This is a genomic window from Paractinoplanes aksuensis, assembly GCF_024137025.1.
GTDB classification, from domain to species: domain Bacteria; phylum Actinomycetota; class Actinomycetes; order Mycobacteriales; family Micromonosporaceae; genus Actinoplanes; species Actinoplanes aksuensis.
On sequence record NZ_JAMYJR010000058.1, the window covers coordinates 1 to 24,238 of the forward strand.

22 protein-coding genes and 1 pseudogene are annotated in these 24,238 nt (G+C 71.8%); 11 read left to right on the forward strand and 12 right to left on the reverse strand.

Features of this window, described 5'->3' with window-relative positions; genetic code table 11:
• The 3 genes and pseudogenes from M1L60_RS43165 to ssd form a co-directional block, all read right to left on the reverse strand.
• Positions 1 to 296: pseudogene (locus M1L60_RS43165) on the reverse strand (hypothetical protein); the annotation flags it as partial.
• Complete coding sequence (locus tag M1L60_RS43170) at positions 293 to 1,465, reverse strand: TadA family conjugal transfer-associated ATPase (RefSeq protein ID WP_253243476.1); 1,173 nt, start codon at positions 1,463 to 1,465, stop codon at positions 293 to 295. The pseudogene M1L60_RS43165 and the gene M1L60_RS43170, both read right to left, overlap by 4 nt.
• 47 nt (positions 1,466 to 1,512) lie before the next feature.
• Positions 1,513 to 2,586 carry a septum site-determining protein Ssd gene (gene ssd / locus M1L60_RS43175; protein WP_253243416.1) on the reverse strand — a complete coding sequence of 358 codons (1,074 nt, stop codon included), beginning with the start codon at positions 2,584 to 2,586 and terminating at the stop codon, positions 1,513 to 1,515.
• A gap of 217 nt (positions 2,587 to 2,803) precedes the next feature.
• Between ssd and M1L60_RS43180 the strand changes: the two genes are divergently transcribed.
• Together M1L60_RS43180 and M1L60_RS43185 are read left to right on the forward strand one after the other, a co-directional pair.
• Entirely contained in the window at positions 2,804 to 3,157 is a 354-nt protein-coding gene (locus M1L60_RS43180; RefSeq protein WP_253243417.1) for an STAS domain-containing protein, read from the forward strand.
• A 338-nt stretch (positions 3,158 to 3,495) separates the two neighbouring features.
• Entirely contained in the window at positions 3,496 to 4,296 is an 801-nt protein-coding gene (locus M1L60_RS43185) for an HAD family hydrolase (RefSeq protein ID WP_253243418.1), read from the forward strand.
• Positions 4,297 to 4,666: 370 nt separating this feature from the next.
• Here M1L60_RS43185 and M1L60_RS43190 read toward each other — a convergent pair whose 3' ends face one another.
• Entirely contained in the window at positions 4,667 to 5,140 is a 474-nt protein-coding gene (locus M1L60_RS43190) for a PH domain-containing protein (protein ID WP_253243419.1), read from the reverse strand.
• Between the two features lie 68 nt (positions 5,141 to 5,208).
• Positions 5,209 to 5,940: a Fic family protein gene (locus M1L60_RS43195; RefSeq protein WP_253243420.1), complete on the reverse strand. Its 732-nt coding sequence runs from the start codon at positions 5,938 to 5,940 to the stop codon at positions 5,209 to 5,211.
• 214 nt (positions 5,941 to 6,154) lie between these two features.
• Here M1L60_RS43195 and acs point away from each other — a divergent pair, with 214 nt between their 5' ends.
• The 3 genes from acs to M1L60_RS43210 all read left to right on the forward strand — a co-directional run bounded on the left by acs (position 6,155) and on the right by M1L60_RS43210 (position 9,725).
• The gene (gene acs, locus M1L60_RS43200; protein WP_253243421.1) at positions 6,155 to 8,140 is read left to right on the forward strand and encodes an acetate--CoA ligase; all 1,986 of its coding nucleotides are present in this window, start codon (positions 6,155 to 6,157) and stop codon (positions 8,138 to 8,140) included.
• A 119-nt stretch (positions 8,141 to 8,259) separates the two neighbouring features.
• Entirely contained in the window at positions 8,260 to 8,754 is a 495-nt protein-coding gene (locus M1L60_RS43205; RefSeq protein WP_253243422.1) for a hypothetical protein, read from the forward strand.
• A gap of 47 nt (positions 8,755 to 8,801) precedes the next feature.
• Positions 8,802 to 9,725: an alpha/beta fold hydrolase gene (locus tag M1L60_RS43210; RefSeq protein WP_253243423.1), complete on the forward strand. Its 924-nt coding sequence runs from the start codon at positions 8,802 to 8,804 to the stop codon at positions 9,723 to 9,725.
• On the opposite strand, the gene M1L60_RS43215 is transcribed toward M1L60_RS43210, so the two are convergent.
• The 4 genes from M1L60_RS43215 to M1L60_RS43230 form a co-directional block, all read right to left on the reverse strand.
• A complete protein-coding gene (locus M1L60_RS43215; protein ID WP_253243424.1) occupies positions 9,722 to 10,087 on the reverse strand; it encodes a UCP033725 family protein in 366 nt (121 codons plus the stop codon). The genes M1L60_RS43210 and M1L60_RS43215 overlap by 4 nt on opposite strands.
• Positions 10,084 to 13,245 (reverse strand): SseB family protein, encoded by a 3,162-nt coding sequence (locus M1L60_RS43220; protein WP_253243425.1) that lies wholly within the window; start codon positions 13,243 to 13,245, stop codon positions 10,084 to 10,086. Before M1L60_RS43220 ends, M1L60_RS43215 begins: the two co-directional genes overlap by 4 nt.
• A 337-nt stretch (positions 13,246 to 13,582) precedes the next feature.
• Complete coding sequence (locus tag M1L60_RS43225) at positions 13,583 to 13,879, reverse strand: WXG100 family type VII secretion target (protein ID WP_253243426.1); 297 nt, start codon at positions 13,877 to 13,879, stop codon at positions 13,583 to 13,585.
• Between the two features lie 17 nt (positions 13,880 to 13,896).
• Entirely contained in the window at positions 13,897 to 14,226 is a 330-nt protein-coding gene (locus M1L60_RS43230; RefSeq protein WP_308208630.1) for a WXG100 family type VII secretion target, read from the reverse strand.
• A 308-nt stretch (positions 14,227 to 14,534) separates the two neighbouring features.
• Here M1L60_RS43230 and eccE point away from each other — a divergent pair, with 308 nt between their 5' ends.
• The 4 genes from eccE to rarD all read left to right on the forward strand — a co-directional run bounded on the left by eccE (position 14,535) and on the right by rarD (position 18,474).
• Positions 14,535 to 16,385: a type VII secretion protein EccE gene (gene eccE, locus M1L60_RS43235; RefSeq protein ID WP_253243428.1), complete on the forward strand. Its 1,851-nt coding sequence runs from the start codon at positions 14,535 to 14,537 to the stop codon at positions 16,383 to 16,385.
• A 69-nt stretch (positions 16,386 to 16,454) separates the two neighbouring features.
• Positions 16,455 to 16,835, forward strand: a complete 381-nt coding sequence (locus M1L60_RS43240; RefSeq protein WP_253243429.1) for a phage holin family protein — start codon at positions 16,455 to 16,457, stop codon at positions 16,833 to 16,835.
• Between the two features lie 196 nt (positions 16,836 to 17,031).
• Positions 17,032 to 17,481, forward strand: coding sequence for a GNAT family N-acetyltransferase (locus M1L60_RS43245; protein WP_253243430.1), 450 nt, complete (start codon positions 17,032 to 17,034; stop codon positions 17,479 to 17,481).
• A gap of 51 nt (positions 17,482 to 17,532) precedes the next feature.
• Complete coding sequence (gene rarD / locus M1L60_RS43250) at positions 17,533 to 18,474, forward strand: EamA family transporter RarD (protein WP_253243431.1); 942 nt, start codon at positions 17,533 to 17,535, stop codon at positions 18,472 to 18,474.
• 15 nt (positions 18,475 to 18,489) lie between these two features.
• Here rarD and M1L60_RS43255 read toward each other — a convergent pair whose 3' ends face one another.
• Both M1L60_RS43255 and M1L60_RS43260 read right to left on the reverse strand, forming a co-directional pair.
• On the reverse strand, positions 18,490 to 19,176 hold the full coding sequence (locus M1L60_RS43255; protein ID WP_253243432.1) for an anti-sigma factor family protein: 687 nt from the start codon (positions 19,174 to 19,176) through the stop codon (positions 18,490 to 18,492).
• A 125-nt stretch (positions 19,177 to 19,301) separates the two neighbouring features.
• Positions 19,302 to 20,096, reverse strand: coding sequence for an IclR family transcriptional regulator (locus M1L60_RS43260; protein WP_253243433.1), 795 nt, complete (start codon positions 20,094 to 20,096; stop codon positions 19,302 to 19,304).
• A gap of 152 nt (positions 20,097 to 20,248) precedes the next feature.
• Here M1L60_RS43260 and M1L60_RS43265 point away from each other — a divergent pair, with 152 nt between their 5' ends.
• Positions 20,249 to 21,427, forward strand: a complete 1,179-nt coding sequence (locus tag M1L60_RS43265; RefSeq protein ID WP_253243434.1) for an MFS transporter — start codon at positions 20,249 to 20,251, stop codon at positions 21,425 to 21,427.
• 188 nt (positions 21,428 to 21,615) lie between these two features.
• Positions 21,616 to 22,650 carry a polyprenyl synthetase family protein gene (locus tag M1L60_RS43270; RefSeq protein ID WP_253243477.1) on the forward strand — a complete coding sequence of 345 codons (1,035 nt, stop codon included), beginning with the start codon at positions 21,616 to 21,618 and terminating at the stop codon, positions 22,648 to 22,650.
• A 55-nt stretch (positions 22,651 to 22,705) separates the two neighbouring features.
• Here the strand turns inward: M1L60_RS43270 and nuoN are convergent, their stop codons facing one another.
• Positions 22,706 to 24,238, reverse strand: coding sequence for an NADH-quinone oxidoreductase subunit NuoN (gene nuoN / locus M1L60_RS43275; RefSeq protein WP_253243435.1), 1,533 nt, complete (start codon positions 24,236 to 24,238; stop codon positions 22,706 to 22,708).

Below are 24,238 nucleotides of genomic sequence, written 5' to 3' on the forward strand. Positions count from 1 at the left end.
GCGGCCGCCCGCTCGACCGCCGCTCGCCGCCGGGTGGCCCGCCGCCGCAGGGCCCGCCCGCCGAGCCCCGCGTACGCCCCGCCGATGACCGCGGCCACCGGCCCGCCCAGCAGCAGACCCAGCACGGCGGCCACCGCGATCCCACCAGCCACCGCCTGTCGCGGCGCCGCCCCGGCGTAGGCGGCCACCCGCTGCCCGACGGCCACCACCGACACCCGCGGCACGGTCCCGAGCCACTTGACCGGCAACATGATCACCAGGGCCCCCACGAGGAGCAGCACCGGTCCCCAGATCACGCCGCCACCACCGGTGGCCGCAGCACGGCCGGCGCCGTCACCCCGCGCACGGCCAGCATCCGGGCCAGCGCCGTCGCCCCCGGACCGGCCCCGTGCCGGTGACGCCAGGCCGGGACCACGGTCGCGAGCCGCTCCTCGCCGATCGGCAGCAGCACGCTGACCGATTCCAGGACGCGCCCCCTTTCCGTCCGCCGGACCTGGAGCACCACCTGCAGCGCGGCCACCACCTGGGCGTGCAGCGCGGCCCGGGGCAGCCCGCCGAGCAGCCCGAGCGCCTCCAGCCGGGCCGGAACGTCGGCCGGCGTGTTGGCGTGCAGGGTGCCGGCGCCCCCGTCGTGGCCCGTGTTCAGCGCGCCGAGCAGGTCGACGATCTCGGGGCCCCGGCACTCCCCCACGACCAGCCGGTCGGGCCGCATCCGCAGCGCCTGCCGCACCAGGTCGGTCAGCCCGATCGCGCCCGCCCCCTCGACGTTCGCGGTGCGGGCCTGCAGAGCGACCACGTGCGGGTGCAGCGGCCGCAGTTCGGCCGCGTCCTCGACCAGCACGATCCGCTCGGTCGGCGGCACCATGCCGAGCAGGGTGGCCAGCAGCGTCGTCTTGCCGCTGCCCGTGCCGCCGGTGACCAGGTAGGCGAGCCGGGCGGCGACGATCGCGGCCAGCACGGGAGCGATCGTGGGCGGGACCGTGCCGTGCTCGACCAGGTCGTCGAGGCGGAACGGCCGGTGGCGGAAGGTGCGCAGCGACAGGTACGGCCCGTCGGTCGCCACCGGGGGCAGCACGGCGTGCAGGCGCGTGCCGTCGGGCAGGCGGGCGTCCGCGTACGGCTGACCGTCGTCGAGCCGGCGCCCGCATGCTGCCGCGAGCCGTTGGGCCAGGCGCCGCACCTCTTCGTGGTCGCCCAGCGCGATCGGCGCCCGTTGCAGCCCGGCGCCCCGGTCGACCCAGACCGCCCGGCCGTTGACCAGCACATCGGTCACCTCGGGGTCGGCGAGCAGCGGCGCCAGCGGCCCGGCCCCGACCAGTTGGTCGTGCACCCGGTCGGCGAGGCGCAGCACGGCCGTGTCCCCCAGCACCGCGGCCCCGGGCTCGCCGCGCACGGCCTGAACCACGGCCGCCGGGGTCGCCTCGACGCCCTCGAGCGCGAAGCGGTGGCGCACCCGGCCGGCCATCTCGGGCGCGCTCGCGGCCAACCGGCTGCCCAGACCCACGTACGCCGTCACGCCGCCACCGCCCCGGCCGTCTCCCGCGTCAGGTCGCTCAGCACCCGCCGGCACAGCCGGGCCAGCGGCCCCTTGCCGTCGACCGTGGGTGGCCGGCCGTGCTCGATCTGCTGCGCGATCGCCGGTTCCGGCCGCAGCGTGCCGATCAGCGGCAGCCCGAGCGCCGACGCGACCTCGCGCGCCCGCAGCCGCCCCGGCGCCGGGCCGCGGACCACGAGCGAGAGATCGTCACGATGGGCCCGGACCATGGTGGCGACCCGGGCCGCCGCGGCCGAGGCACGAACCTCGGCCGGGACGATCAGCACCGCGTGGTCGGCGCACTCGAGCGCGAGCACACCGGCGTCGTCGAGCCGGCGCGGCAGGTCGACGATGATCACCTCGCGGGCCCGGCGCCCGGCGTCGATGGTCGCGGCCATCGCCTCGGCCGGCAGGACCGGCGTGTGCTCGCGGTCGAACGAGAGCAGCACCAGGTCGCCGTCGCGGGGCAGCGCGCCGAGCAGGCTGGGCGGATCGACCCGGCCGCCCGCCTCGGCCAGCGCCGACCAGCGCAAGCCGTCGCGGCGTTCCCAGCCGAACATCATGTCGAGGCCGCCGCCGATCGGGTCGGCGTCGATCAGCAGGGTGCGGCGCCGGCCTCGGGCCGAGGTCACGGCCAGGCCCGCGGCCAGCGTGCTGGCGCCGGCGCCGCCCCGGCCGCCGATGACCGTCAGCACCCGGCCCACCGGCTGGTCGAGCTGTTCGGCGAACCGCTCGACCACCCAGGACTCGGCGGTCGGCAGCTCGGCGATGTGCTCGACGCCGTACGCGTTGGCCGCTCGCCACATCGGTTCGGCGACCTCGCCGTGGCCGACCACGGCCACCCGGGAGCGGCGCGGGAGCCGGGCCCGCAGGCAGGCCTCCAACTGGTCGGCGCCGATCAGCACCAGGGAGGCGGTGCTGTAGCGCGGGCGGGCGGCGGCCGGGTCGGGGGCCACGTCGACCTTGGTGCCGCCGGCCGCGGCCAGCCGCAGCAGATCGTCGAGCAGGTCGGGGTCGGCGGTGACGACGAGGGGCAGACGGGCAGCAGGCATCGGCGGGCTCCAGCGCTCGGGTGGCAGCGGATGAAGCGCCCACCTTCGCGACCGGAGCAGCCACCGGCCAGGCCCGCCGGCGCCGCCTGTGGACAACGACCCGGCCTGTGGATATCGCCCACGCAGCCGGTCGATCTGTTAGGGAGCGGACCATCGAGAGGAGTGGAAGCAGCCAAGGTTGGGTATGTTGTTGCCGACACGAATCGATGGGGTTGGCATGGACAGTTCGATCACCCGTTCGCTCGACGCCGACGGTTCCGCCGTCGTGACCGTCGTGGGCGAGATCGACTTCTCGAACGCGGACGAGTTGGCGGGCTGTGTCCGCGAGGCCGTCACCGAGTGGTCCCCGGCGACAGTGCGGGTCGACCTGCGCTCCGCGACCTTCATCGACTCCACCGGGCTGGGCGCGCTGATCGAGGGTTACCGCGCCGCCGGCGAGATCGAGGCTCGGTTCCTTGTGGTCGACCCGACGCCGGCCTTCCGCCGTGTACTCGACGTGACCGGCCTCTGCGACTTCTTCGGCCTGGGCGACGTGGTCGAGGCCGAACAGACGCGGGCCACAGGCGCCTGAGACGACATCGAAAAGGGAACGACCCCCGTCGGGGGAGACGGGGGCCGTCCGAGGATTCGGCTCCGGGGGGGTCGAGCCGAATCGACTCGGTGATCGCGGGGGGCGCAATCACCGAGGGTTCCGGTGAGGGTTTCAAGTAGTGGCGCGCGACAGGTCACAACATGAATCCCGGTCGCAACAGCACAAGCATGCCTCACGGAAGCAGCACAGTCGAGTACTGATTGTCGCTCACTGCGATACTGCTGCCCGTCTGACCGATTTCACAGCGTGTCACGACCGATCGGATGAGACGCGCCGGGGACGACGGTGATGAACCACTTGCGACTACACTGCGGCGCGTGGGCCTGAGCGCCGCGTTTTTCGACCTCGACAAGACCGTCATCGCCAAGTCCAGCGCGTTGGCGTTCGGACGGCCGTTCTATCGTGACGGCCTGATCAGCCGTCGTGACATGGTCAAATCCGCTTACGCACAGCTGATGTTCCGGCTCGGCGGCGGCACCGACGAGCAGGCCATGGCCCGCACCCGTGACTACCTGGCCGCCCTGTGCAAGGGCTGGCGGGTGGAGCAGGTGCAGCAGATCGTGGCCGAGACGCTCGACGAGCTGATCAACCCCTACGTGTACGCCGAGGCGGCCACCCTGATCGCCGAGCACCAGGCCGCCGGGCGCGACGTCGTGCTGGTCTCGGCCTCGGGCGACGAGATGGTCCGCCCCATCGGCGCACTGCTCGGCATCACCGACATCATCGCCACCCGGATGAGCATCGTCGACGGCCGGTACAGCGGCGAGGTCGAGTTCTACGCGGCCGGCCCGAGCAAGGTGGTCGGCGTGCGCGAGCTGGCCGCCGAGCGCGGCTACCACCTGGCCGACTGCTACGCCTACTCCGATTCCAGCAGCGACCTTCCGCTGCTCGAATCGGTGGGCCACCCCAGCGCCGTCAACCCCGATCGCGCCCTGCGCCGCGCCGCGGCCGAGAACAAGTGGCCGGTTCTCGAGTTCCGGCACCCGATCCCGCTCAGCCGCCGGCTGCGCGACCGTCCGGCCGTGCCGGTGGCCGCGGCCGCCCTGAGTGTGGGCGTCGGCGCGGCCATCGGTTTCGCCATCTACGCCCGTCATCGCCGCACCCGCACACCTGCCTGATCAGGTTCTGCCGAGGGCCAATGAGCAGCACGAATGGCTTTGGTCTGACTAATGCGGAAAGTGAGATTTGCCGGGCCGAAGCTCTGGCGATCATGCCGCGACGGGCGTAGAAAGAACTGGCGAGGATCGCAGCGGAAAGGGCGGGATTGCCCACCCGGATCGGCCACGAATCTCGTGCACGGCCACCGGGAACCCACGCGCGATCAGCCACGGCAGGCACGTTGCGGCGGGACCGCGGCCCCCTAGGCTCCATTTGAGGAGCCGTGAGGCCTCGGACTGTCGACAACGACCCAGGTGCACGCTTGATAACCCGGTTCGGACGCGCAGCAGCCGGCGCCCCTCAAGGGACGCCGGCTCTAAATTTTTCCGACTACTTGCGATGCGCGGCCAGATGCCGGGTGCGTAGCTCGTGATAGACGGCCCGGAACAATTTCGGCCGCGAGTGGAAATCGACCCCCTGCGCCCACAGCTCCGTGTTCACGGTCGAGCCGTCGCGCCGCTCGATGAGCACGGTCAGACCGCTCGGGATGCGGAACGGCCCCAGCCGGTGGCTCGCCTCGTGAAGGTGCACGTGGGCGATCTCGGCCCAGGCCATGGTGCGGGAGCGCAGCAGGCCGTGGATGCGCACGCCGCCGACGCCGACGTAGGCCCCCATCTGCAGGATCCGGTGGGTGCCGAGCACCCACACCGCGGCCAGCGCGCAGGCCAGCAGGCGCAGGCCGTGATCGTTCAGCTCGAACGTCTCGATCGACGACCAGCCCAGCAGGGCCAGCGCGAAGGCTTCCCAGCCGATGATCAGCCAGCGTCCGGTGCCGGGCGTGTACGGGCGCGTCCAGGACTCCACGTCTGGAAGTCTAGAAACCCCTGATCACCGAGTGTGCTGTTCGCACATACGCACGGTCCGACGATCCGTCATACCGATGCCAGCACGTCGTCGCCGATCTTGGTGATCTCGCCGGCCGCGACGGTCACGGCGGCCGCGTAGTGACGCAGCCAGGAGCGGACCCCATCGGGCGTGCCGGTCGCATAGGCGCCGGCCGATCCTACGTACTCGGGCTCGCGGGCCTGATGCCCGACCTCGACCGCGACCAAACCCCGCGGATCGAGCCCGCGGCTGATCAGGGTGAGCCGGGCCGCGGCCCGGGCCACGACACCGGCCGGGCCGGCGAACGGGCGCAACGTGACGAGTTCGGCGTGCACGATCGCGGCCAGCAACAACGGCGGCGTACGGTCGTTGCCCGCGACCAGACCGGCCAGCATGTCGATGCGCTCGGCATCCCCGGTGAGGCGGCCCAGGTCGGCCGGCGGCACCACGCCCCGTGCTGCGAGGACGTGGAGCTTGGCCAGCACCTGACGCGGCGCCCGGGGCCAGAGGTCGACCAGCCCGCCCACGCCCTCGGCGACCCGCAGCGCGCCCTGCACGACCGGATCGGTGATCGTGCCCGCCCGTACGTCATCGAGGTCGTGGACGTTGCCTTCGAGCGCGGCACTGGCCACCGCCGCACGCAGGCTCGCCTCGGCCGCGACCTGGCCACCGTGCCGGCGCAGGGCGCGGTGGCGCATGGCCGCGTCGACCTGGTCGCGGGCCTCGGCCAGGGCGGGCGTGACATCGGCAAGATCGAGAAGGGGGGCTAGCGGATCCACGGGAACACCGTAGCCGGTAAATCGGGCGAAACATGGGGTGCGCAAACAGGCTCGCAACTGGCAAGATTCGCGCAGGAACAAGCACCTGTTGGTCATCCGGCGCGACCACGACGCCATCTGGCGCGCAGTTATCCACAGGTGTCGCCGGTACCCACTGGCGCAACTAGTGTGCAACGAAGATGCCCGGTCAGCAGTGAAAAGAGGAGCCGCCCTCATGAGCGAGACATTGGCGAACTTGTCATCGGAGAGCCGGCAGTTCCCGCCGCCCGAAGCGCTGGCTGCGGCCGCCAATGTGAAGGCGGACGCGTACGAGGAAGCCGCCGGCGACCGCCTGGCGTTCTGGGCCACCCAGGCCGACCGGCTCACCTGGGCCAAGAAGTGGGACCAGGTGCTCGACTGGTCCAACCCGCCGTTCGCGAAGTGGTTCGTCGGCGGCGAGCTCAACATCGCCTACAACTGCGTCGACCGCCACGTCGAGGCCGGTCACGGCGACAAGGTCGCCATCCACTGGGAGGGCGAGCCCGGCGACACCCGCACCATCACGTACGCCGAGCTGCTCAAGCTGGTCAGCCAGGCCGCCAACACGCTGACCGACCTCGGGGTCGGGGCCGGCGACCGGGTGGCCATCTATCTGCCGATGATCCCCGAGGCCGCGGTGGCCATGCTGGCCTGCGCCCGGGTCGGCGCGACCCACAGCGTCGTCTTCGGCGGGTTCTCGGTCTCCGCGCTCTCCACCCGCATCCAGGACGCCGACGCCAAGCTGGTCATCACCGCCGACGGCGGTTACCGGCGCGGCAAGCCGTCGGCCCTCAAGCCCACCGTCGACGAGGCCGTCGCGCAGTGCCCGAGCATCGAGAACGTGCTCGTCGTGCGCCGCACCGGGCAGGACGTGGCCTGGACCGACAAGGACAAGTGGTGGCACGAGACCGTCGAGCAGGCGAGCCCCGAGCACAAGCCGCAGGCCTTCGACGCCGAGCACCCGCTGTTCATCCTCTACACCTCGGGCACGACCGGTAAGCCGAAGGGCATTCTGCACACCACCGGCGGCTACCTGACCCAGGTGTCGTACACGCACAACGCGGTGTTCGACCTCAAGCCCGACACCGACGTCTACTGGTGCACGGCCGACATCGGCTGGGTCACCGGCCACTCGTACATCGTCTACGGCCCGCTCTCCAACGGCGCCACCCAGGTCATGTACGAGGGCACGCCCGACACCCCGGGCCGCGACCGGTTCTGGCAGATCGTCGACAAGTACAAAGTGTCGATCCTCTACACCGCGCCGACCCTGATCCGCACCATGATGAAGTGGGGCGACGACATCCCGGCCGGCTACGACCTGTCGTCGTTGCGGGTGCTGGGCAGCGTCGGCGAGCCGATCAACCCCGAGGCCTGGATGTGGTACCGGGAGAACATCGGCCGCAACCGCGCCCCCATTGTGGACACGTGGTGGCAGACCGAGACCGGTGGCGTCATGATCTCGCCGCTGCCCGGCGTGACCGCGACCAAGCCCGGCTCGGCCATGACCCCGCTGCCCGGCATCACCGCCGACGTGGTCGACGACCAGGCCCAGTCGGTGCCCAACGGCGGCGGCGGTTTCCTGGTGCTGCGCGACCCGTGGCCGTCCATGCTGCGCACGATCTGGGGTGACGACCAGCGGTTCCTCGACACGTACTGGTCGCGCTTCGGGGCCGGCGCGGGCACCGGCGACGAGTGGATCTATTTCGCGGGTGACGGCGCCAAGAAGGACGAGGACGGCGCGCTCTGGCTGCTCGGCCGGGTCGACGACGTGATGCTCGTGTCGGGCCACAACATCTCGACCACCGAGGTCGAGTCGGCCCTGGTCTCGCACCCGTCGGTGGCCGAGGCGGCGGTGGTCGGCGCGACCGACCCCACCACCGGCCAGGCCATCGTGGCCTTCGTGATCCCGCGCGGGAACGTCGACACCGAGGGCGACGTGGGCGAGCAGCTCAACGTCGACCTGCGCAACCACGTGGCCAAGACGCTCGGCCCGATCGCCAAGCCGCGCCAGATCATGCTCGTGCCCGAGCTGCCGAAGACCCGGTCCGGCAAGATCATGCGGCGGCTGCTCAAGGACGTGGCCGAGAACCGCTCGCTCGGCGACGTCACCACGCTGCAGGACTCGGCCGTGATGGATCTGATCTCCAAGGGCATGAACACGGGTAAGTCCGAGGACTGAGTGTTCGCGGCGTCCGGAGAGATCCTCCGGACGCCGCACCCCACGCCAGACCTGAAACCGTTACGCTTTGGCGCCGCGGTCCGCCCGACCGCGGGTTCGCCTCACGGGGGTGCAAGGTCATGCTCAGGTCCATCGCGGGGACGGCAGGCACGCTGTCGCTGGCGCTGCTGCTGGTCGGCGGCTGCTCGAAAGACGACGTGAAGCCGGCCGCGGGCGCTCCGGCCCCGGTCTCGACCGACGCCTCGGCCCCGGCTCCGGACGCTTCGGCCCCGACCGCGGGGGCGACGGGCGCTCCCGCCGAGACGACAACGCCGCCGCAGCCGGGCACGGCCGAGGGGACAGGGAGGCCGCCCAGCCGTCCCGGAGCCCCCGCCCTGCCCGACGTCGGCGCCCAGCGCGTCGGCTGGGTCACCGCGACCGTGACCAGCGCCGGCGGCTCCTGCTACGAGCTGAAGGCGGCCGACGGCGCGACCTGGGCCGCGTACTCGAAGAAGGACGTGCCGGTGAGCCGGGGCGACAAGGTGCGGGTGCGGCTCACCCCCGGCAAGACGCCGGTCGACTGCGGTCCGGGCAAGCCGGCCACCCTCGTCCGGGTCCTGATCAACCCCAAGTAACCAGGCACACTCCGGCTCACTCGCGCCCAGCGCCTACCCTGGAGTCCATGGGCGGTCGGGTTGACGAGTCGTGCGTGCTGGTGGACGGGCCGTGGACCCATCGTTTCGTCGGCGCCAACGGCAGCCGTTTCCACGTGGTCGAGGCCGGCACCGGGCCGCTCGTGCTGTTCCTGCACGGCTTCCCCGAGTTCTGGTGGGCCTGGCACGACATGCTGCCCCGCATCGCCGACGCGGGCTTCCGGGCGGTCGCGATCGACCTGCGCGGCTACGGCGCGAGCGACAAGCCCCCGCGCGGCTACGACGGCTACACGATGGCGGCCGACGTCACCGGGCTCATCCGGGCCCTCGGCGAACGGAACGCGACGATCGTCGGCGCCGGCGCGGGCGGCATGATCGGCTGGGCCGCGGCCGCGTTCCATCCTAAGCTCGTCAACCGGCTGGTCGTGCTGGGCGCGGCCCACCCGCTGCGGCTGCGGGCGGCGCTGTTCGCCGACCCCCGCGGTCAGTTCGCGGCCTCGTCGAGCGCGCTGCGGTTCCAGGTGCCGCGCTACGAACACGTGCTGACCCGCGACGACGCGGCGCTGGTGGGCGAGCTGATGACCCGCTGGACGAGTCCCCAGTGGAGGGACACGCCCGAGTTCGCCGACTACGTGGCCCGGTGCCGCGAGGCCATGCAGATCCCGCAGGCGGCGTTCTGCGCCCTCGAGGCGTACCGCTGGGTGTTCCGCAGTGCCATCCGGCTGCAGGGCTACCGGTTCGTGAAGCTCATGCAGCGCCCGCTCATCACGCCCACGCTGCAACTGCACGGCGAGCTCGACACCGCGACCCTGCCCCGCACGGCACAGGGCTCGGGGCGATACGTCCTGGCCCCGTACGAATGGCGCCTGATCCCCGAGGCCGGCCACTTCCTGCACCAGGAGGCCACCGACGTGGTCACCGGCGAAGTGTTGCGCTGGCTCAAGACCAACTAAATGCGCTGCTCGCTCAGGTCGGAGACCTCGTGCAGAGGCGCCCAGCCCTGGTAGACGCCGAAGTCGAACTCTTCGAGGCCGAGCTGCCGGGCGATCGGGGCACGGCCGCCCGCGTACTCGACCCGCAGCCACGAGTTGGCCTCGGCCAGCACGATGAACGGCGCCCCGCGCCAAGTGCACGTGGTGCGGACGTAGATCAGTTCGTCGTACTCCTCGGGGGTCAGCACCCGCACGTAGCGGCCGGGGCGCACCTCGTCGAAGCCGTCGACCGGGTCGGAGTGGTAGATCCGGACGTTGTCGCCGTCGGGCGAGGCGTCGTACTCCCGCCCCTGCCATGCCACCACGTAGCCGTCCCGCATCACTGCTCACCCACCCGGCGCCACATCGGGCCGTCGTTGTCGAAGATGGCGATCATGCGCTCGGCGCCGTCGGCGTCGATCCGCCACAGCTGCGCGCCGTGCGGCAGGCGCACACTGTCCACCTTGAACTCGGCGATGACGTCGCGACCCTCACCGGGCGCGAAACCGTTGCCACGGAAGGGCGAACGCTCGATGACCCAGCCGTCCATCGCCTTCAAGGCCTGCTCGTTCTGCCCGCCGTAAGGGATGCGGTAGAGGCTCGGACGATAGGCCGGCCAGCGCAGCACGTACGCCTCTTTGGCGTCCGACTGGTGCGGCGAGCCGTCGTAGCTCAGGCCCAGAGCACCGAGAAGCTCCGCGGGCGTACGCAGATGTTCCACCTCGGTCGCGCGGTGCACGAAGCCGGCCACCCGGTCGTAGCCGCGCTCGAGGTAGTAGTCGACCTGCTCCGGCGGGAGTGTCTTCTGCATGACCGTGGCGTGCTGGGCGTCGTCGCTGGCCGGCTCGGGCGCGGGCACCGGGACGGCGTCCTCGGCCGGGCCGTCCGGGTCGAGGCCCAGGCCGGACTCCGCGGCCCAACTGGCCAGGGCGATGACCTGCGGGCCGGGGTACTTGGCGCCGATCGGGCCGTCCGGGTTCACGACGAACGACCAGCCCGGGTCGGGCCAGTTGCGGATCAGCTCGTAGAACCGGACACCGACCGTGCGGGTCGGCTCCGAGTAGTGCTCGGCCAGCCTGTCCTTGCTGGTGAAGACGATCAGGAACGTCTCGCCGTCCACCTGCTCGGTGCGGAACGCGAAGCCCGACTCGCCGGGCGCGCTGCCGGGGCGCGAGTGGTTGGCCACCGGCACCAGGACGGTCGCGAGCAGCAGAGTCGAGAGGTAGGCGTCGGTGTTGTGGCCGTCGGCGGCGTCGAACAGATCGCGCTCGACGTCGTTGGCCGGGACGAAGCTCGCCACGGGCGGCGCGGGCGGAGCCGAGGCGGGCCGGGCCGCGAGCGGCGGGAGCGGCTCGAAGCCGCCCTGACCACCGGGCCGGGCCGGGCGGTCGCTTCCGGGCGAGCCGGGGATGACCGGCGGGGCGGACGGCGGCGACGGGGTCTCGGACCGGGTCTGGAAGGCCGGGAACGAGGTCATGCCGGGACGCTCGGCCGGCGAGGTGGCCTGGCGACGCGGCAGCGGGGTGCCGAAGCCGGGGCTCGGCTCGGCCTGCATGGGCGGCGAAGCCGGTGCCTGCATGGGCGGCGAGGTCGGGGCCTGCACGGGCATCGGAGCCGGCGGCGCCGAGATGGGAGGCATGGCCGACGAGGGCGCGCGCTGGGCGGCGGCGGCCTGCGGGGACGCCGGGCCCTGCGGAAAGCCCCCGGGCCGGCCGCCCTCGGCCGGCTGACGGCGCGGCAGATCGCCCTCACCGGGCTGGCGGCCCTCGGTGGGCTGGCGGCGGGGCAGGTCGGCCAGGGCGCCGGACGGGGCGCCGGACGCGCTCGACCAACTCGGGTTGAACGGCGTCTCGTCGGGGTTGTGCGGCGTGATGTGCTCGGGCACCGGAGGCGTCTGCGCCATCGGAGTGCGGACCGGCAGCGGGCCGCTCGGGTTCTGGAGGGCGCCGCGCGGGTCCTCACCCGGGGTCGCGGGCGGAGCGGACGGCATCGACGGAGGCTGGTACGCGGCCGGGGGCTGATTGGCGGGCGGCGTTGTCGGCGCGGCCGGGCCCGAGGCGGGTGTCGCGCCCGGGGTGCGGACCGGCAGGCCGTTCGGCGTGCCGTTGGCCGCGCCGCCGGTGCTGGACGTACGCATCGGGAGGCCGCCGGGGCCGGTCGTCTCGGCCGGGGCCGGGCTCGTGGGCTGGCCGTACGCCGGGGGCGCGTCCGCGGGGCGGCCGTAGGCGGGCGGCGCGCTGACAGACTGGCCGTAGGCGGGCGGCGTGCTCGCGGGCTGACCGTACGCGGGCGGCGCGCTGACGGACTGACCGTAGGCGGGCGGGGCGCCGGCCGGGCGGCCGTACATCGCGGGCGGGGCGCTCGCGGGCTGGTTGGTGGCGGGCGGAGCGCTGGCCGGCGCGTTCGCGGCGGGCTGGCCGTAGGCGGGCGACGGCGACCGGGCCGGCAGGCCGTCGGAAGCGGGCGGCGTGCGGGTCGGCAGACCACCCGCGGGCGACCGCGACGGCAGCGCGTCCGCGATCGACGGCGTGCGGGGCGGCAGGGCGTCCAACGCCGAGGGCGTGCGGGTCGGCAGGCCGCCGGGGCCGGACGAGGTACGAGCGGCCAGACCGTCGGCGGCGGCCGGAGTCCGCGCGGGCAGGCTCTCGGGCAGCGACGGCGTACGGGCGGGCAGGGTGTCGGCCGGGGGCTGACCGGCCGGCTGGGCGTAGGCGCCGCCGTACGTGTTGGCGGCGGCCTGACCGTAAGCCGCGGGGGCGGCCGGACCCGACTGCCCGTAGGCGGCGGGCACAGGCGTGGCCGGAGCCGGCTGACCATAGGCCGGGGACGCGGGCGCCGGCTGACCGTAGGCCGCAGGCACAGGCACAGGCGCGGCCGGCTGCCCATAAGCCGCGGGCGCGGCCGGAGCCGGCTGGGATGCGGCCGGGGTCTGCTGCCCGTACGTGCCGGACGGGTACTGCGGGTAGGCACCGGTGGCCGCGGTGAGCGGCGCGTCCTCGTGGGTCGGCCCGCCGGGACGGCCCGCGTCCTGCTGGGCGGCCGCGGCGTTGGCGGCCATCGCGGCGGACTGCAGATCCTGGATCTTCGAGTCGGCGCGACCCGGCCCACGGGTGGGCAGCCTCAGATCACCGCGGGACAGTTGAGCCACGAACCAGGCCGGCAGGTAGCCCTCGATCGGCAGGCCGGGGTTGACCGCCAGCCACCACTCGAGGTTGGGCCAGGTGTTGGCGAGTTCCGCGTACGGGACGCGCCGGGCCGAACCGGTGTAGTCGGCCAGGCACGACTGCAACGAGGCGGTCGACGTGAAGGCCAGCACGTGCGTGCGGCCACCCGTGCTCCAGGTGCCCCAGCCGAGCGGGGCCAGACCGGCCAGAGCATCGGCGGAGACCGGTAGGAGCAGGTCAACGCCAGACAGAATGCGGAAGTAAGACTCCTGGTCATCGGTGCGCAACGCATCGCGCATCGCGACCTCGGCGTCCGTAGCCGGCTCCCACTCGGACACGTCCACCTCTCCCCACCGCGCGACGAGGCCATCTCAACGCGTACAACCTACAAGGTCAGCCCGCGATCACAATGGGCGGCGGTCGGCATACGTGCAAGTTGTGGATAAGAGGCCGTCCGTAAGCGCCCAGAAGCACAGAGGAGCGCCCTTTTCGGTCGCATGAAGCGATCAAACAACAACCGATCGTAGCGATATCGGCCAGTCGGGCCAGTACGCGTTCGAGGGACAACAAGCTTCGCAAGAACGGACCAACCGGGCGTACGCGACATTAGTTGCAACTGGGTACGCAAAACGGCCGGCTCAGCCCCTCAGGACTGCTCCGGCCGTTCGGTGTGGCTCACTGGAAGCGGGCGGTCGCCTGCTTCTCGGTGCTGATGTAGTCGTCGGCGGACTGGCCGACGGCACCGTGGATGTTCTGCAGGATGTTCGTCAGATTCTCCGAGGCCGAGCGCCACGTCGCCTGGCGCTGCTGGTAGGCCTGCTGGGCCTCGCCGTCCCAGGTGGCGACCAGCGGCGCGGCGTCCCGCTCGAGCTGGTCGAGCTGCGAGCGCAGCGTGTTGATCGCCTTCTGGATGTCCGACCCCGCCTGCTGCAGGGCGGCGAAGTTGACGAGAAGCACTCCGTCGTTGGGCATGTCTGGTCTCCCCCGGGTCAGAGCGGCAGCGAGAAGTTGCCGCCGGTGCCGGACACCCGGCTGGCCGCCTCGGTGTCGGTCGCGTCGTAACTGGTGCCCGACTGCTTGATCGAATCGGCAGTCACGGCAAGGGCCGAGTTGAGCTTCTTCAGGTCCTGCTCGTACTGAACCTTGACCTGCTCGAACGCCACCGCGCCGAGACCCTTCCACTGCCCGCCGAGCGCCGACAGCTCGTTCATGAGCGTGCTCAGCATCGTCTGGAGCTGCTCGTTGACCTGGTCGAACTTGACGGCGGTATCCGCCATCACCTGGGATTCAGCTTGCGTTCCGGCCACCCCGGATGTCACCCCGCTTCCTCGTTCGGGTCGTCGACCATGCCATGATCCGTTGTGGACGGACGGTGAGCACCGCCCTCGACATATCGACGCTGGCCACCAGGCTAACCCCTGTCCACAAGCGGCGGGGGGCGGGCCGTGAGCGGCCGATCACTCTTACATGACGTAGCCGACCGTAGCGAAAGTCGTCAAGCCGTGCCGCCTCGCGAATCGGAGCCTGTGGATAACTTCCGGTTGTCCACAGGGGCGCCCCGCAGCGTGACCGGAGCCCATACGATGGGCCCGCACGAGGACAGATGCGGGTCGAGGGGCGGTGTGTCGTGACGGTTGGCGTGGCAGGCGACCGGGACTACCGCGAGCTCTCCGGCCCGGCCCGGCCATTACCCAAGGTCAACACTCGCCCGCTCCGGCGTGGACGGTTGCTCGGCGTGCGGGTCGGTCAACTGGTGGCCACCCAGGTCGCCGCGGTCGCGGTCGCTGTCGGTGTCGTGAACGGTCCGATCGGGCTGGTGGCGGGCAGCGTTCTGGCCCTGGCCGTCCTCGCCCTGACCTGGTTGCGAATGCGCGGCCGCTGGGCGTTCGAGTGGCTGGGCATCGGCCTGCGCTTCAGCGGCCGGCGGCGCTCGGTCCCGCTCGACCATTCGACCGCGCTGCTGCAGTTCCTCGCGCCGGGCGCGCGGGTCGAGCAGACCGACCTGGCCGGCGACCCGGCCGCGATCGTCGTCGACGGGCACGGCCTCACCGCGGTGCTCGAGCTGGGTGACCCGGCGGGCCTGCTCGCCGAGGATGCGCCTGACCTGCCCGCGCCGGCCACCCTGCTGCCGTCGGCCGAGGCCGAGGTGCCGCCCGTCCTGATCCAGCTGCTGCTGACGGGCGCCCCGGCCCCCTCGCTGCGGGCCGGGGCGGGCACGCCGGCCAACTCGTACCGCCAGCTCACCGAGGGCCGCCTGCTCGGGCACAGCCGCGCGCTGCTGGCCGTGCGGGTGCTGCGGTCCGAGGGCTGGTCCGAGGACGAGTTGCGGCGCGCGCTGTCCGGCCTCGTGCGCAAGCTGGTGCGCCGGCTCGCCGCGGTGCCCGCCCGTCCGCTCGGTGAGGCGGCCGCGCTGCGGGTCATCGCCGAACTGGCGCACGACGACGGCGCCGGCACGGCCCAGGAGTCCTGGCCCGGCCTGCGGGTCGGCGGGCTGACCCAGACCACGTTCCGGTTGCGGCGCTGGCCCGACTTGCGGGTCGAGACTTCCCGGCGGCTGGTGTCGCGCATGCTCACCCTGCCCTCGGCGGCCACGACGGTGTCGCTGACCGCGGGTCCGCAGGCCGCTCACGACCCCACCCCGATCGACGTGACCGTCCGGCTGGCCGCGCCCGAGCCGGCCTCTCTCGGCGCCGCCGCCCAGGCCCTGCGCAAGCTGCTGTCGGCCGAGCACGCCGGGGCTCAGCGGCTCGACGGCGAACACGTCCAGGGTCTCTTCGCCACGCTCCCGCTCGGCGGCCGGCCCAACGCTGTGCCCGGCCTGGCCCTCGACGGTGTGCAGCCGGCCGCGCTAGTGGACGGTTTGCACCTGCAGGCCGGGATGTCCGGGCTCATGCTGGGGCGCAACCGCCACGGCAATCCGGTGGTGACCCGGCTCTTCCGGCCCGAGCAGACTCGCGCGCTCGTGGTCGGCGGCGTCCGTTGCGCCCAGTTGGTCGCCCTGCGCGCGATGGCCCTGGGGGCCCGGGTGGTCGTGCAGACCGCGCGGCCGCGGGCCTGGGAGCCGTTCGTACGGGGCGCGGCCGTCCCCGGCGAGTCGATCGCCGTGGTGCCGCCGGGCCGCCCGATCGAGATCGCGCCCGGCTCGGCCCTGCACCCGCTGCTGATCGTGGTCGACATCGGGCCGGTGGGGGCGGACAACCGCCCGGGTGACGGCTGGCAGGCCACCCTGGTCGTCCGGGACGAGTTCTCGGCGGCCGACGTCGACGTGGCGTCCCGGGCCGACCTGCTGATCCTTCAGCCGTTGCGCCCCGAAGAGGCGACCCTGCTCGGCGGGGCGCTCGGGCTGGGCGAGGTCGCCCAGTGGATGACCCGGATCCGCCCCGACATGGTCGGCGTGGTCAACCGGCGGGCGGTCCGGTGGGCGGCGCTGGCCCACACCCCGATCGAGCTGCAGCTGATCGGGCCGCCCGGTCGCTGACGACAAACATCGACCGGGTCAGGGTGTGTCGCCGCTGGTCCTTGCATGATCGTGGCACCATTCCGGGCCATGGGCCTCATCATCCGGCTTCTGATCACTGCGTTCTCGTTGTGGCTGGCCACCGTACTGATCGACGGGATCGAGCTGACGACCGACTCCACGTCGGAAAAGATCATCACGCTGTTGATCGTCGCCGTCATCTTCGGCGTGATCAACGCGATTCTCCGGCCGATCATCAAGGTCGTGGGGTGCGGGTTCTACGTGCTCACGCTCGGGCTGATCGCGCTCGTCGTGAACGGCGCGCTGTTCCTGCTCACCAGCTGGATCGCGGGCGAATTCGACCTGCCGTTCCACGTCGACGGCTTCTGGCCGAGCGCTGTGCTGGGCGCCCTGCTGGTCGGCGTCGTGAGCTGGCTGCTCAACATGCTCGTCCCCGACGGCGACGACTGACCCATAGTCCCGCAGCCGGCACGAGGCGATCGGCGCACAGGCAACTGGCCTGCGCGCCGGCCGTTCGTCGTACCGGCGCCACGCGAGGACCGGTGCCACACGAGGACCGGTGCCACACGAGGACCGGTGCCACACGAAAGCCGGCGCCGTGGGAATGGACTGGCCACGGGGCCATGGCCGCGTTTAGATCGGGCGCGTGCTGCACGAACTTCGCGATGACGGTTATGAGCTGAGCTCCGAGCGGGAGCGCGTCGACCTGCCCCGGGTGCACCGGTGGATCTCCACCGACGCCTACTGGGCCCTGGGCCGCCCCCTCGAACAGATGCGAGCGGCGCTGGCCGGCTCCGAGCCGTACGGGATCTACGGGCCCGACGGCGAGCAGGTGGCGATCGCACGGGTCGTCACCGACGGCGCGGTCTTCGCCTATCTCTGCGACGTCTACGTCGATCCGGCCCACCGTGGCCGCGGCCTGGGCGGCTGGCTCGTCCAGCATCTCCGCGACCACTACGCCGCCCGCGGCCTGTCCCGGTTCGTGCTGGTCACCAAGGACGCGCACGCCGTCTACGCCCGTCACGGCTTCACCGAGGTCGAGCCCGGCCGCTGGATGCAGTGCGACCTGCGGGCCATAGCGGACGCGCGGCCGTGAGGTCAGCCATAGGCAAGGACCGGTTCCGCGTACAGGCCTTACGGTGAGGGCATGAGCGACGAGCGACGCGGATACGTCTACGGCCTCGCGGCGTACGTTTTGTGGGGATTTTTCCCGATCTACTTCAAGCACCTGCAGCCCGCGTCGCCGTTGGAGATCCTGGCCCACCGGGTCATCTGGTCGGTCGTGTTCGTCAGTCTGCTGCTCGCCGTCGTACGCAATTGGGGTTTTCTCAAGCGTCTCGCCCGCAGCCCCAAACTGCTGGGCGGTCTCGCGCTGGCCGCCGCGCTGATCGCGATCAACTGGGGCACCTACATCTATGGCGTCAACTCGTCCCGGGTCGTCGAGACGGCGCTCGGCTACTTCATCACCCCGCTGGTCATCGTGCTGCTCGGCGTGACCGTGCAGCGGGAGCGCCTGCGCGTCCTGCAGTGGGTCGCGGTCGGTATCGGCACGGTCGCCGTGGTCGTGCTGACCATCGACTACGGGCACCTGCCGTACATCGCTCTGCTGCTGGCGGCCAGCTTCGGCAGCTACAGCCTGGTCAAGAAGCGCATGTCGCTACCGCCGGCCGAGGGCTTGTTCGTCGAGTCGTCCGTGCTGGCGCTGCCGGCTCTTGTCTTCGTCGGCTGGCTCACCGTGTCGGGCGACGCGAAGTTCGGGAACGTGTCGGCTACCCACACCGTGCTCATGATCTTTTCGGGGCTGGCCACCGCGCTGCCGCTGCTGCTGTTCGCGGCCGCGGCCAACCGGGTGCCCATGGTCGGCATCGGGATCCTGCAGTACGTGGCGCCGATCATCCAGCTCGCCGTGGGGCTGCTGATCTATCACGAGCCGATGCCGCCGGCCCGCCTGGCCGGCTTCGCCCTGGTCTGGGTCGCCCTGATCATCTTCACGTTCGACGCGTTGCGCCGCCGCGCCCGGGCCGGTCAGACGGCGGCCGGTCCGACGGCCGCCACCGTCGAACCAGCCACCACCCTGCCACCCCGCTGACCCGGAATCAGAGGATCAGGGGACGTCGTAGGCGAGCAACGCCTTCCCGTCGAACTGCACGAGCTCGAGCCGGGACAGGCTACCCGGGCCGAAGTGGGTGACGCCGGGCATCGTGAACTCGGCGCCGGGTGACGCCTGCCAGGAGCCCAGCTGTTCGGACTGCTCGTCGGGCCCGTACGCCACCAAACGGAACGTGTACGGGCGGGACGCGGCTTTGCTGTAGGAGCAGACCAGGTCGATCTTCGTGCCGCCGGCGGTGCTGGTCAGACGCACGGACGCGCTGACCGGCGAGGACTTCTGGATCGAGGTCATCGCGATCGCGGGGCCGGCGGGCGGCGCGGCCGGGGCGGCGTTGTCGCGGGTCCAGGCGAACAGCCCGACCCCGATCAACGCCACGAGCACGGCCGCGGCGGCGGTGCTCACCATCCGTACGCTGAAGGTCTTGCGCTTCTTCTTCCGGCGCTTGGCGTCGGGGTTGAGGGTGGCCCACTCGCTCGTCGCCCAGTCCCGCAGCTCGGCCCCCGGGTGCCCCGACCCGCTGGTCAGGGTGGGGTCGAGCAGCTTGGCGAACTCTTTGGCGTCGAGCCGGGAGAGCACGTCGGGCAGGGCCGAGATGTCGGCCACCGCCTCGCGGCAGAACGAGCACGTGGCCAGGTGGCTCTCGTACGCGGCACGCTCTGCCGGTGACAAGGCGCCGAGCACATAGGCTCCGTCATCGTGTTCGTGCTCGCAGTGCACCCCGTCACCACCCTCCGCTGATCACCCGCCTGCAACCTGTTTTACGGGCCGGGTCGGCGGGAGGTTCAACGGAGTCTTAGATACGCAAGTCAGGCCGTGGCCGACTCGCCCGCAGAGAGGGCTTCCGCGACATTTCGGGCGGCCGCGGTGAGCTTGGCCCGCACGACCCGGGCCGAAGTGAGCATCTCGGCCGCGGGCAGGGCGCACGCCAGCACCAGCCGCCGCTCGATGTCACGATCGGCGGTGACCAGCACCGACGCGCAGGCCAGGCCCTGCCGGAACTGGCCCATCTCGAGCTGCATGCCCCGCCTCTCCCCCGCGGCGAGGTCGGCCTCGAGCGCCTCGGGGGTGGTCAGCGTGGCCGGCGTGAACTGCCGCATGCCGTAGTCGCGCAGATAACGCGCCCGCTGATCGGGGGTGAGCGTCGCCAACAGGGCCTTGCCGAGCGCCGTGGCGTGACCGCCCTCGTCGAAACCGGGCGACATGTCGTCGACGAACGGCGACCGGGCACCCTCGGCCGACGCGGTCACCGCGATGCGACCGCCGACGAACCGGCCGAGATAGTGGGTGTAGCCACTGTCGAGCGCGGCCCGGCGCAACGCCTCACCGACGGCGGGTGGGCCCCGGAAGGCCGACACCAGCTCGCGGTAGCGATCCGCGATCTCCAGGCCCACGATGTACGTGCCGTCCTCGCGGCGGATCACGTAGCCCTCATAGGCCAGGGTGCGCACAAGGTGATACGTCGTCGCGACGGTCAATTCGCACCGTCGCGCTATCTGCTTCACGGTGAGTCCGCGGGGCGCCCGGCCAACCGACTCGAGCACGCGCAGGGCGCGTGACACGCTCCGAATCAGGTCGGACGGCTCCGCCAGGGGGTCGCGCACTGCTACCTCCGACGCCAGGGACTTACACCATATGAATAATCTTCCTCGGAGGGAATGCCAAAAGCATGTGGATCACGGTCGATTTACACGACCCGTGTGGTCATTAGCACTCAGCGCGCTCGGATGCATTCTCCCGGCCTAGTCTGCGAGGGATGATCCACTCGCCGCCGAACGCGCCCACCAGCGCCTTACGAGCATCGATCGGCGCCCTGACGACGACCATCGCCGTCAGCGTCCCGGTCTTCCTCGTCGGTGGCCTCGCCGTGCAGATCGGCGACGAGCTCGACTTCTCGCCGGCCGGACTCGGACTGGCCGTGTCGGCCTACTTCGGCGCCAGCGCGCTCGCCTCGGTGCCCGCGGGCTACCTGGTCGAGCGGTTCGGCGCGACCCGCGTCTCCCGGGCCGGCATCGCGCTCGCCGTCGCCTCGTTGCTGGCCGTAGCAGCCTTCGCAAATACACTGTGGAGTCTCATCCTGATCTTGGCGCTGGGCGCCGCAGCCAACGCGATGGGGCAACTGGCCAGCAACACCGCGCTGTCCCGGCACGTGCCGCAGCGGCGCCAGGGTCTCTCGTTCGGCATCAAGCAGGCCGCCATCCCGGTCGCGACGCTGTTGTCAGGCGCGGCCGTGCCGGCGGTCGCGCTGACCTTGGGCTGGCGGTGGGCTTTCGTCTTCGTGGCCGGCCTGGCCGCGGCTGCGTTGCTGCTGGTTCCGAACGAGCCCACGGCGGCCACGAAGAAGCCGGCAAAAGTGGCCAAGCGGGCGACCGGGGCGCTCATCGTGGTCGGCATCGGCGCCACCCTGGCCGCCGCGGCGGCCAACGCGCTCGGCACGTTCCTGGTCGACTCGGCCGTCGCTCGCGGTATCGCCCCGGGGCCGGCCGGACTGTCGCTCACCCTCGGTAGCGCGGTCTGTGTGACGTCGCGTGTTCTCGGTGGCTGGCTGGCCGACCGGTGGCCGGGCCGCGCGATCACCATGATCTCGGGCCTGCTGCTGGCCGGGGCGCTGGGACTCGCCCTGCTGGCCGTGCCCGGCCGCCCGGCCCTCGTGGCCGGCGTCGTGCTGGGCTTCGGCTTCGGCTGGGCCTGGCCCGGCCTGATGAACTTCGCCGTCGTGCGGCTGCACCCGCAAGCCCCGGCCGCCGCCACCTCGATCACCCAGACCGGCGTCTACGCGGGTGGCTGCCTCGGACCGCTCGGCCTGGGCACCCTCGCCACGCACACGAGCTACCCCACCATGTGGGCCGTGGCGGCCGTACTAATGCTCGGCTCGGCCGGAGCCATGTTGCTCGGCAGTTCGCTGCTCCGCCGCCGGACAACCGCCCCAAGCTGATCATGCGGGGGTGCCACCACCTCCCCCGCCCGCCCAAGGGACAGGGGCGAATCTAGCGCGATCAAGGGCGAACGACGGTTGCCTTGTCCACAGGCCGGGCGGCGCCGGTGGCCAGATATCCACAAGCGCGTGCCAGAAGTTGATTTGATCTTGTGAGCAAGACCCCTGGGGCCGTGCTGCTCAGCTCCATGTGGCATCGTGAAAGTGTGGTGAGCACCGGTGATCTGACGCTGTCGTCGCTCGGCCTCGACATCGATCCCGCGGTCGATGCGTCGGTGTCGGCGATGCTGGTCGCTGTGGAGGAGTCCTTGCGGGCCAACGTGGCCAGCGCCGACCCCCTGGTGGCCGAGGCCGCGCGGCATCTCGCCGACGCCGGCGGCAAGCGGTTCCGCCCGATGCTGGTGGCGCTGGGCGCCCAGTTCGGCGACCCGACCGCGGCCGAGATCATCGCCGCCGCCAACGTGGTCGAGCTGACCCACCTGGCCACGCTCTACCACGACGACGTCATGGACGAGGCGCCCAAGCGGCGCGGCGCTCCCAGCGCCAACGCCCGCTGGGGCAACTCGGTGGCCATCCTGGTCGGCGACTACCTGTTCGCCCAGGCCGCCGATCTGGCCGCCTCGCTCGGCCCCGAGGCCGTCCACCTGCAGGCGCGCACGTTCGCGCGGCTGGTGCACGGCCAGATCGCCGAGACGGTGGGCCCGCGCGGCACCGACCCGATCGAGCACTACCTGCACGTCATCACCGAGAAGACGGCCTCGCTGATCGCCACCTCGGCCCGCTTCGGCGGGCTCTTCTCGGGCGCCCCGGCCGAGTTCGTCGAGGCCCTGGCCGCGTACGGCGAAACGATCGGCATCGCCTTCCAGCTCTCCGACGACCTGCTCGATATCGCCTCCGAGTCGGTGCAGTCGGGCAAGACTCCCGGCACCGATCTGCGCGAGGGCGTCCCGACCCTGCCCGTGCTCTACGCGCTGGCCGGCGACGACACCGACGCGTCGGCCGTGCGGCTGCGCGAGCTGCTGGCCGACGGCCCGATCACCGACGATGAGAAGCACGCCGAGGCGCTGACGCTGCTGCGCGAGTCGGCCGCGATGAAGAAGGCCCGCGAGACCGTACGCACGTACGCGGAAGAGGCACGGTCCGCGCTCGCCCCGCTGCCCGAGGGCGACGCCAAGCGCGCACTCGAGGGCCTCTGCAACTTCATCGCCGACCGCACGAGCTGAGACGTACGAGAAAGGGCCCCGGCGATCACGCCGGGGCCCTTTCTCGTACGGAAGATCAGCGGACGAACTGCGCCGCATCCCTCGTCAGGTCGATCAGCGGGGCCGGCACGACGCCCAGGGCGAACGTGGCGGCCACCCCGATGACCAGGGCGGCCGAGGTGAGGAAGCCCGGGATCGACACCGTGGGCGTCGTCTCGGACGGCTCGGACAGCCACAGCAGCACGACCACCCGCAGGTACGGGAAGGCCAGCAGCATGCTGGTGATCACGCCGAACACGACCAGCCAGGTCTGACCGCCCTCCACAGCCGCCCCGAAGACCGCGAACTTGGCCGTGAAGCCACTGGTCAGCGGGATGCCGGCGAAGGCCAGCAGGATGAAGGTGAAGGCCGCCGCGACCAGCGGGCTCTTGCGGCCGAGGCCGGCCCACCGGGCGAGGTGGGTGGCTTCGCCGTCCCCGTCACGGACCAGGGTCACGATGCCGAAGGCGGCCAGCACGGCGAAGCCGTACGCCACCAGATAGAACATCGTGCTGCTGAGCCCCTCCTCGTTGAGCGCCAGGACGCCCACGAGCAGGTAGCCGGCGTTCGCGACCGAGGAGTAGGCGAGCAGGCGCTTCATGTCGGTCTGGGTGATCGCCAGGATCGCGCCGACCAGCATGGTGAGCACGGCGATGGTGCCCAGGACGGGTTGGAAGTCCCAGCGCACGCCGTCGAAGGCCACGTACAGGATGCGCAGCAGGGCGCCGAACGCGGCGACCTTGGTGCAGGCCGCCATCAGCGCGGTGACCGGCGTCGGCGCGCCTTGATAGACGTCCGGCGTCCACACGTGGAACGGGGCCAGCGCGGCCTTGAAGAGCAGGCCGATGGCGATCAGGGCCAGGCCGCCGTAGAGCAGCACCTGGCTGCGCTGCGGGTCGGCCACGGCCGCGTGCACCTGGCCGAGCGCGATGCCGCCCGAGAAGCCGTAGATGAGGGCGACGCCGAACAGGAAGAACGCCGACGCGTACGACCCCAGCAGGAAGTACTTGAGCGCGGCCTCCTGGCTGAGCAGGCGCCGGCGGCGGGCCAGCGCGCACAGCAGGTACAGCGGCAGCGAGAAGACCTCGAGCGCGATGAACATGGTGAGCAGGTCGTTGGCCGCGACGAAGAGCAGCATGCCGCCCAGCGCGAAGATGGTCAGCGGGTAGACCTCGGTGGCGCCGGGCTGGTCGCCCGCCTGCTTGACGTCTTTCTGCGAACCCACGGTGATCGCGGCCTGCGAGACGAACGGGCCGCCGCGCTCGATCTGACGCTCGCCGATCAGCATCAGCGACACCAGACCGAGGACCAGGATCGAGCCCTGCAGGAACAACGTCGGCCCGTCGACCGCGACCGCGCCGCCGATCGTGATCTTCCGGGTGTCGTGCTGGAAGATCACCGCGATGAACGACGCCGTGACGGCCAGGAAGGCCAGGCTGAGCTGGACCACCTGCCGCGAGCGGCGGGGGGTGAACGCCTCGAGCAGGATGCCGATGCACGCCGCCCCGAAGAGGATCAGCATCGGCAACAGCGCGCCGTAGTCGATGCCGGGTAGTTTCAGGTCCTCCAT

Excerpts from the sequence above, each read along its gene's own strand:
- M1L60_RS43170 (WP_253243476.1), bottom strand. The coding sequence starts at position 1,465 with ATGGCCGGCCGGGTGCGCCACCGCTTCGCGCTCGAGGGCGTCGAGGCG.
- ssd (WP_253243416.1), bottom strand. The coding sequence starts at position 2,586 with ATGCCTGCTGCCCGTCTGCCCCTCGTCGTCACCGCCGACCCCGACCTG.
- M1L60_RS43180 (WP_253243417.1), top strand. The coding sequence starts at position 2,804 with ATGGACAGTTCGATCACCCGTTCGCTCGACGCCGACGGTTCCGCCGTC.
- acs (WP_253243421.1), top strand. The coding sequence starts at position 6,155 with ATGAGCGAGACATTGGCGAACTTGTCATCGGAGAGCCGGCAGTTCCCG.
- M1L60_RS43205 (WP_253243422.1), top strand. The coding sequence starts at position 8,260 with ATGCTCAGGTCCATCGCGGGGACGGCAGGCACGCTGTCGCTGGCGCTG.
- M1L60_RS43210 (WP_253243423.1), top strand. The coding sequence starts at position 8,802 with ATGGGCGGTCGGGTTGACGAGTCGTGCGTGCTGGTGGACGGGCCGTGG.
- M1L60_RS43225 (WP_253243426.1), bottom strand. The coding sequence starts at position 13,879 with ATGCCCAACGACGGAGTGCTTCTCGTCAACTTCGCCGCCCTGCAGCAG.
- M1L60_RS43240 (WP_253243429.1), top strand. The coding sequence starts at position 16,455 with ATGGGCCTCATCATCCGGCTTCTGATCACTGCGTTCTCGTTGTGGCTG.
- rarD (WP_253243431.1), top strand. The coding sequence starts at position 17,533 with ATGAGCGACGAGCGACGCGGATACGTCTACGGCCTCGCGGCGTACGTT.
- M1L60_RS43265 (WP_253243434.1), top strand. The coding sequence starts at position 20,249 with ATGATCCACTCGCCGCCGAACGCGCCCACCAGCGCCTTACGAGCATCG.
- M1L60_RS43270 (WP_253243477.1), top strand. The coding sequence starts at position 21,616 with ATGTGGCATCGTGAAAGTGTGGTGAGCACCGGTGATCTGACGCTGTCG.
- nuoN (WP_253243435.1), bottom strand. The coding sequence starts at position 24,238 with ATGGAGGACCTGAAACTACCCGGCATCGACTACGGCGCGCTGTTGCCG.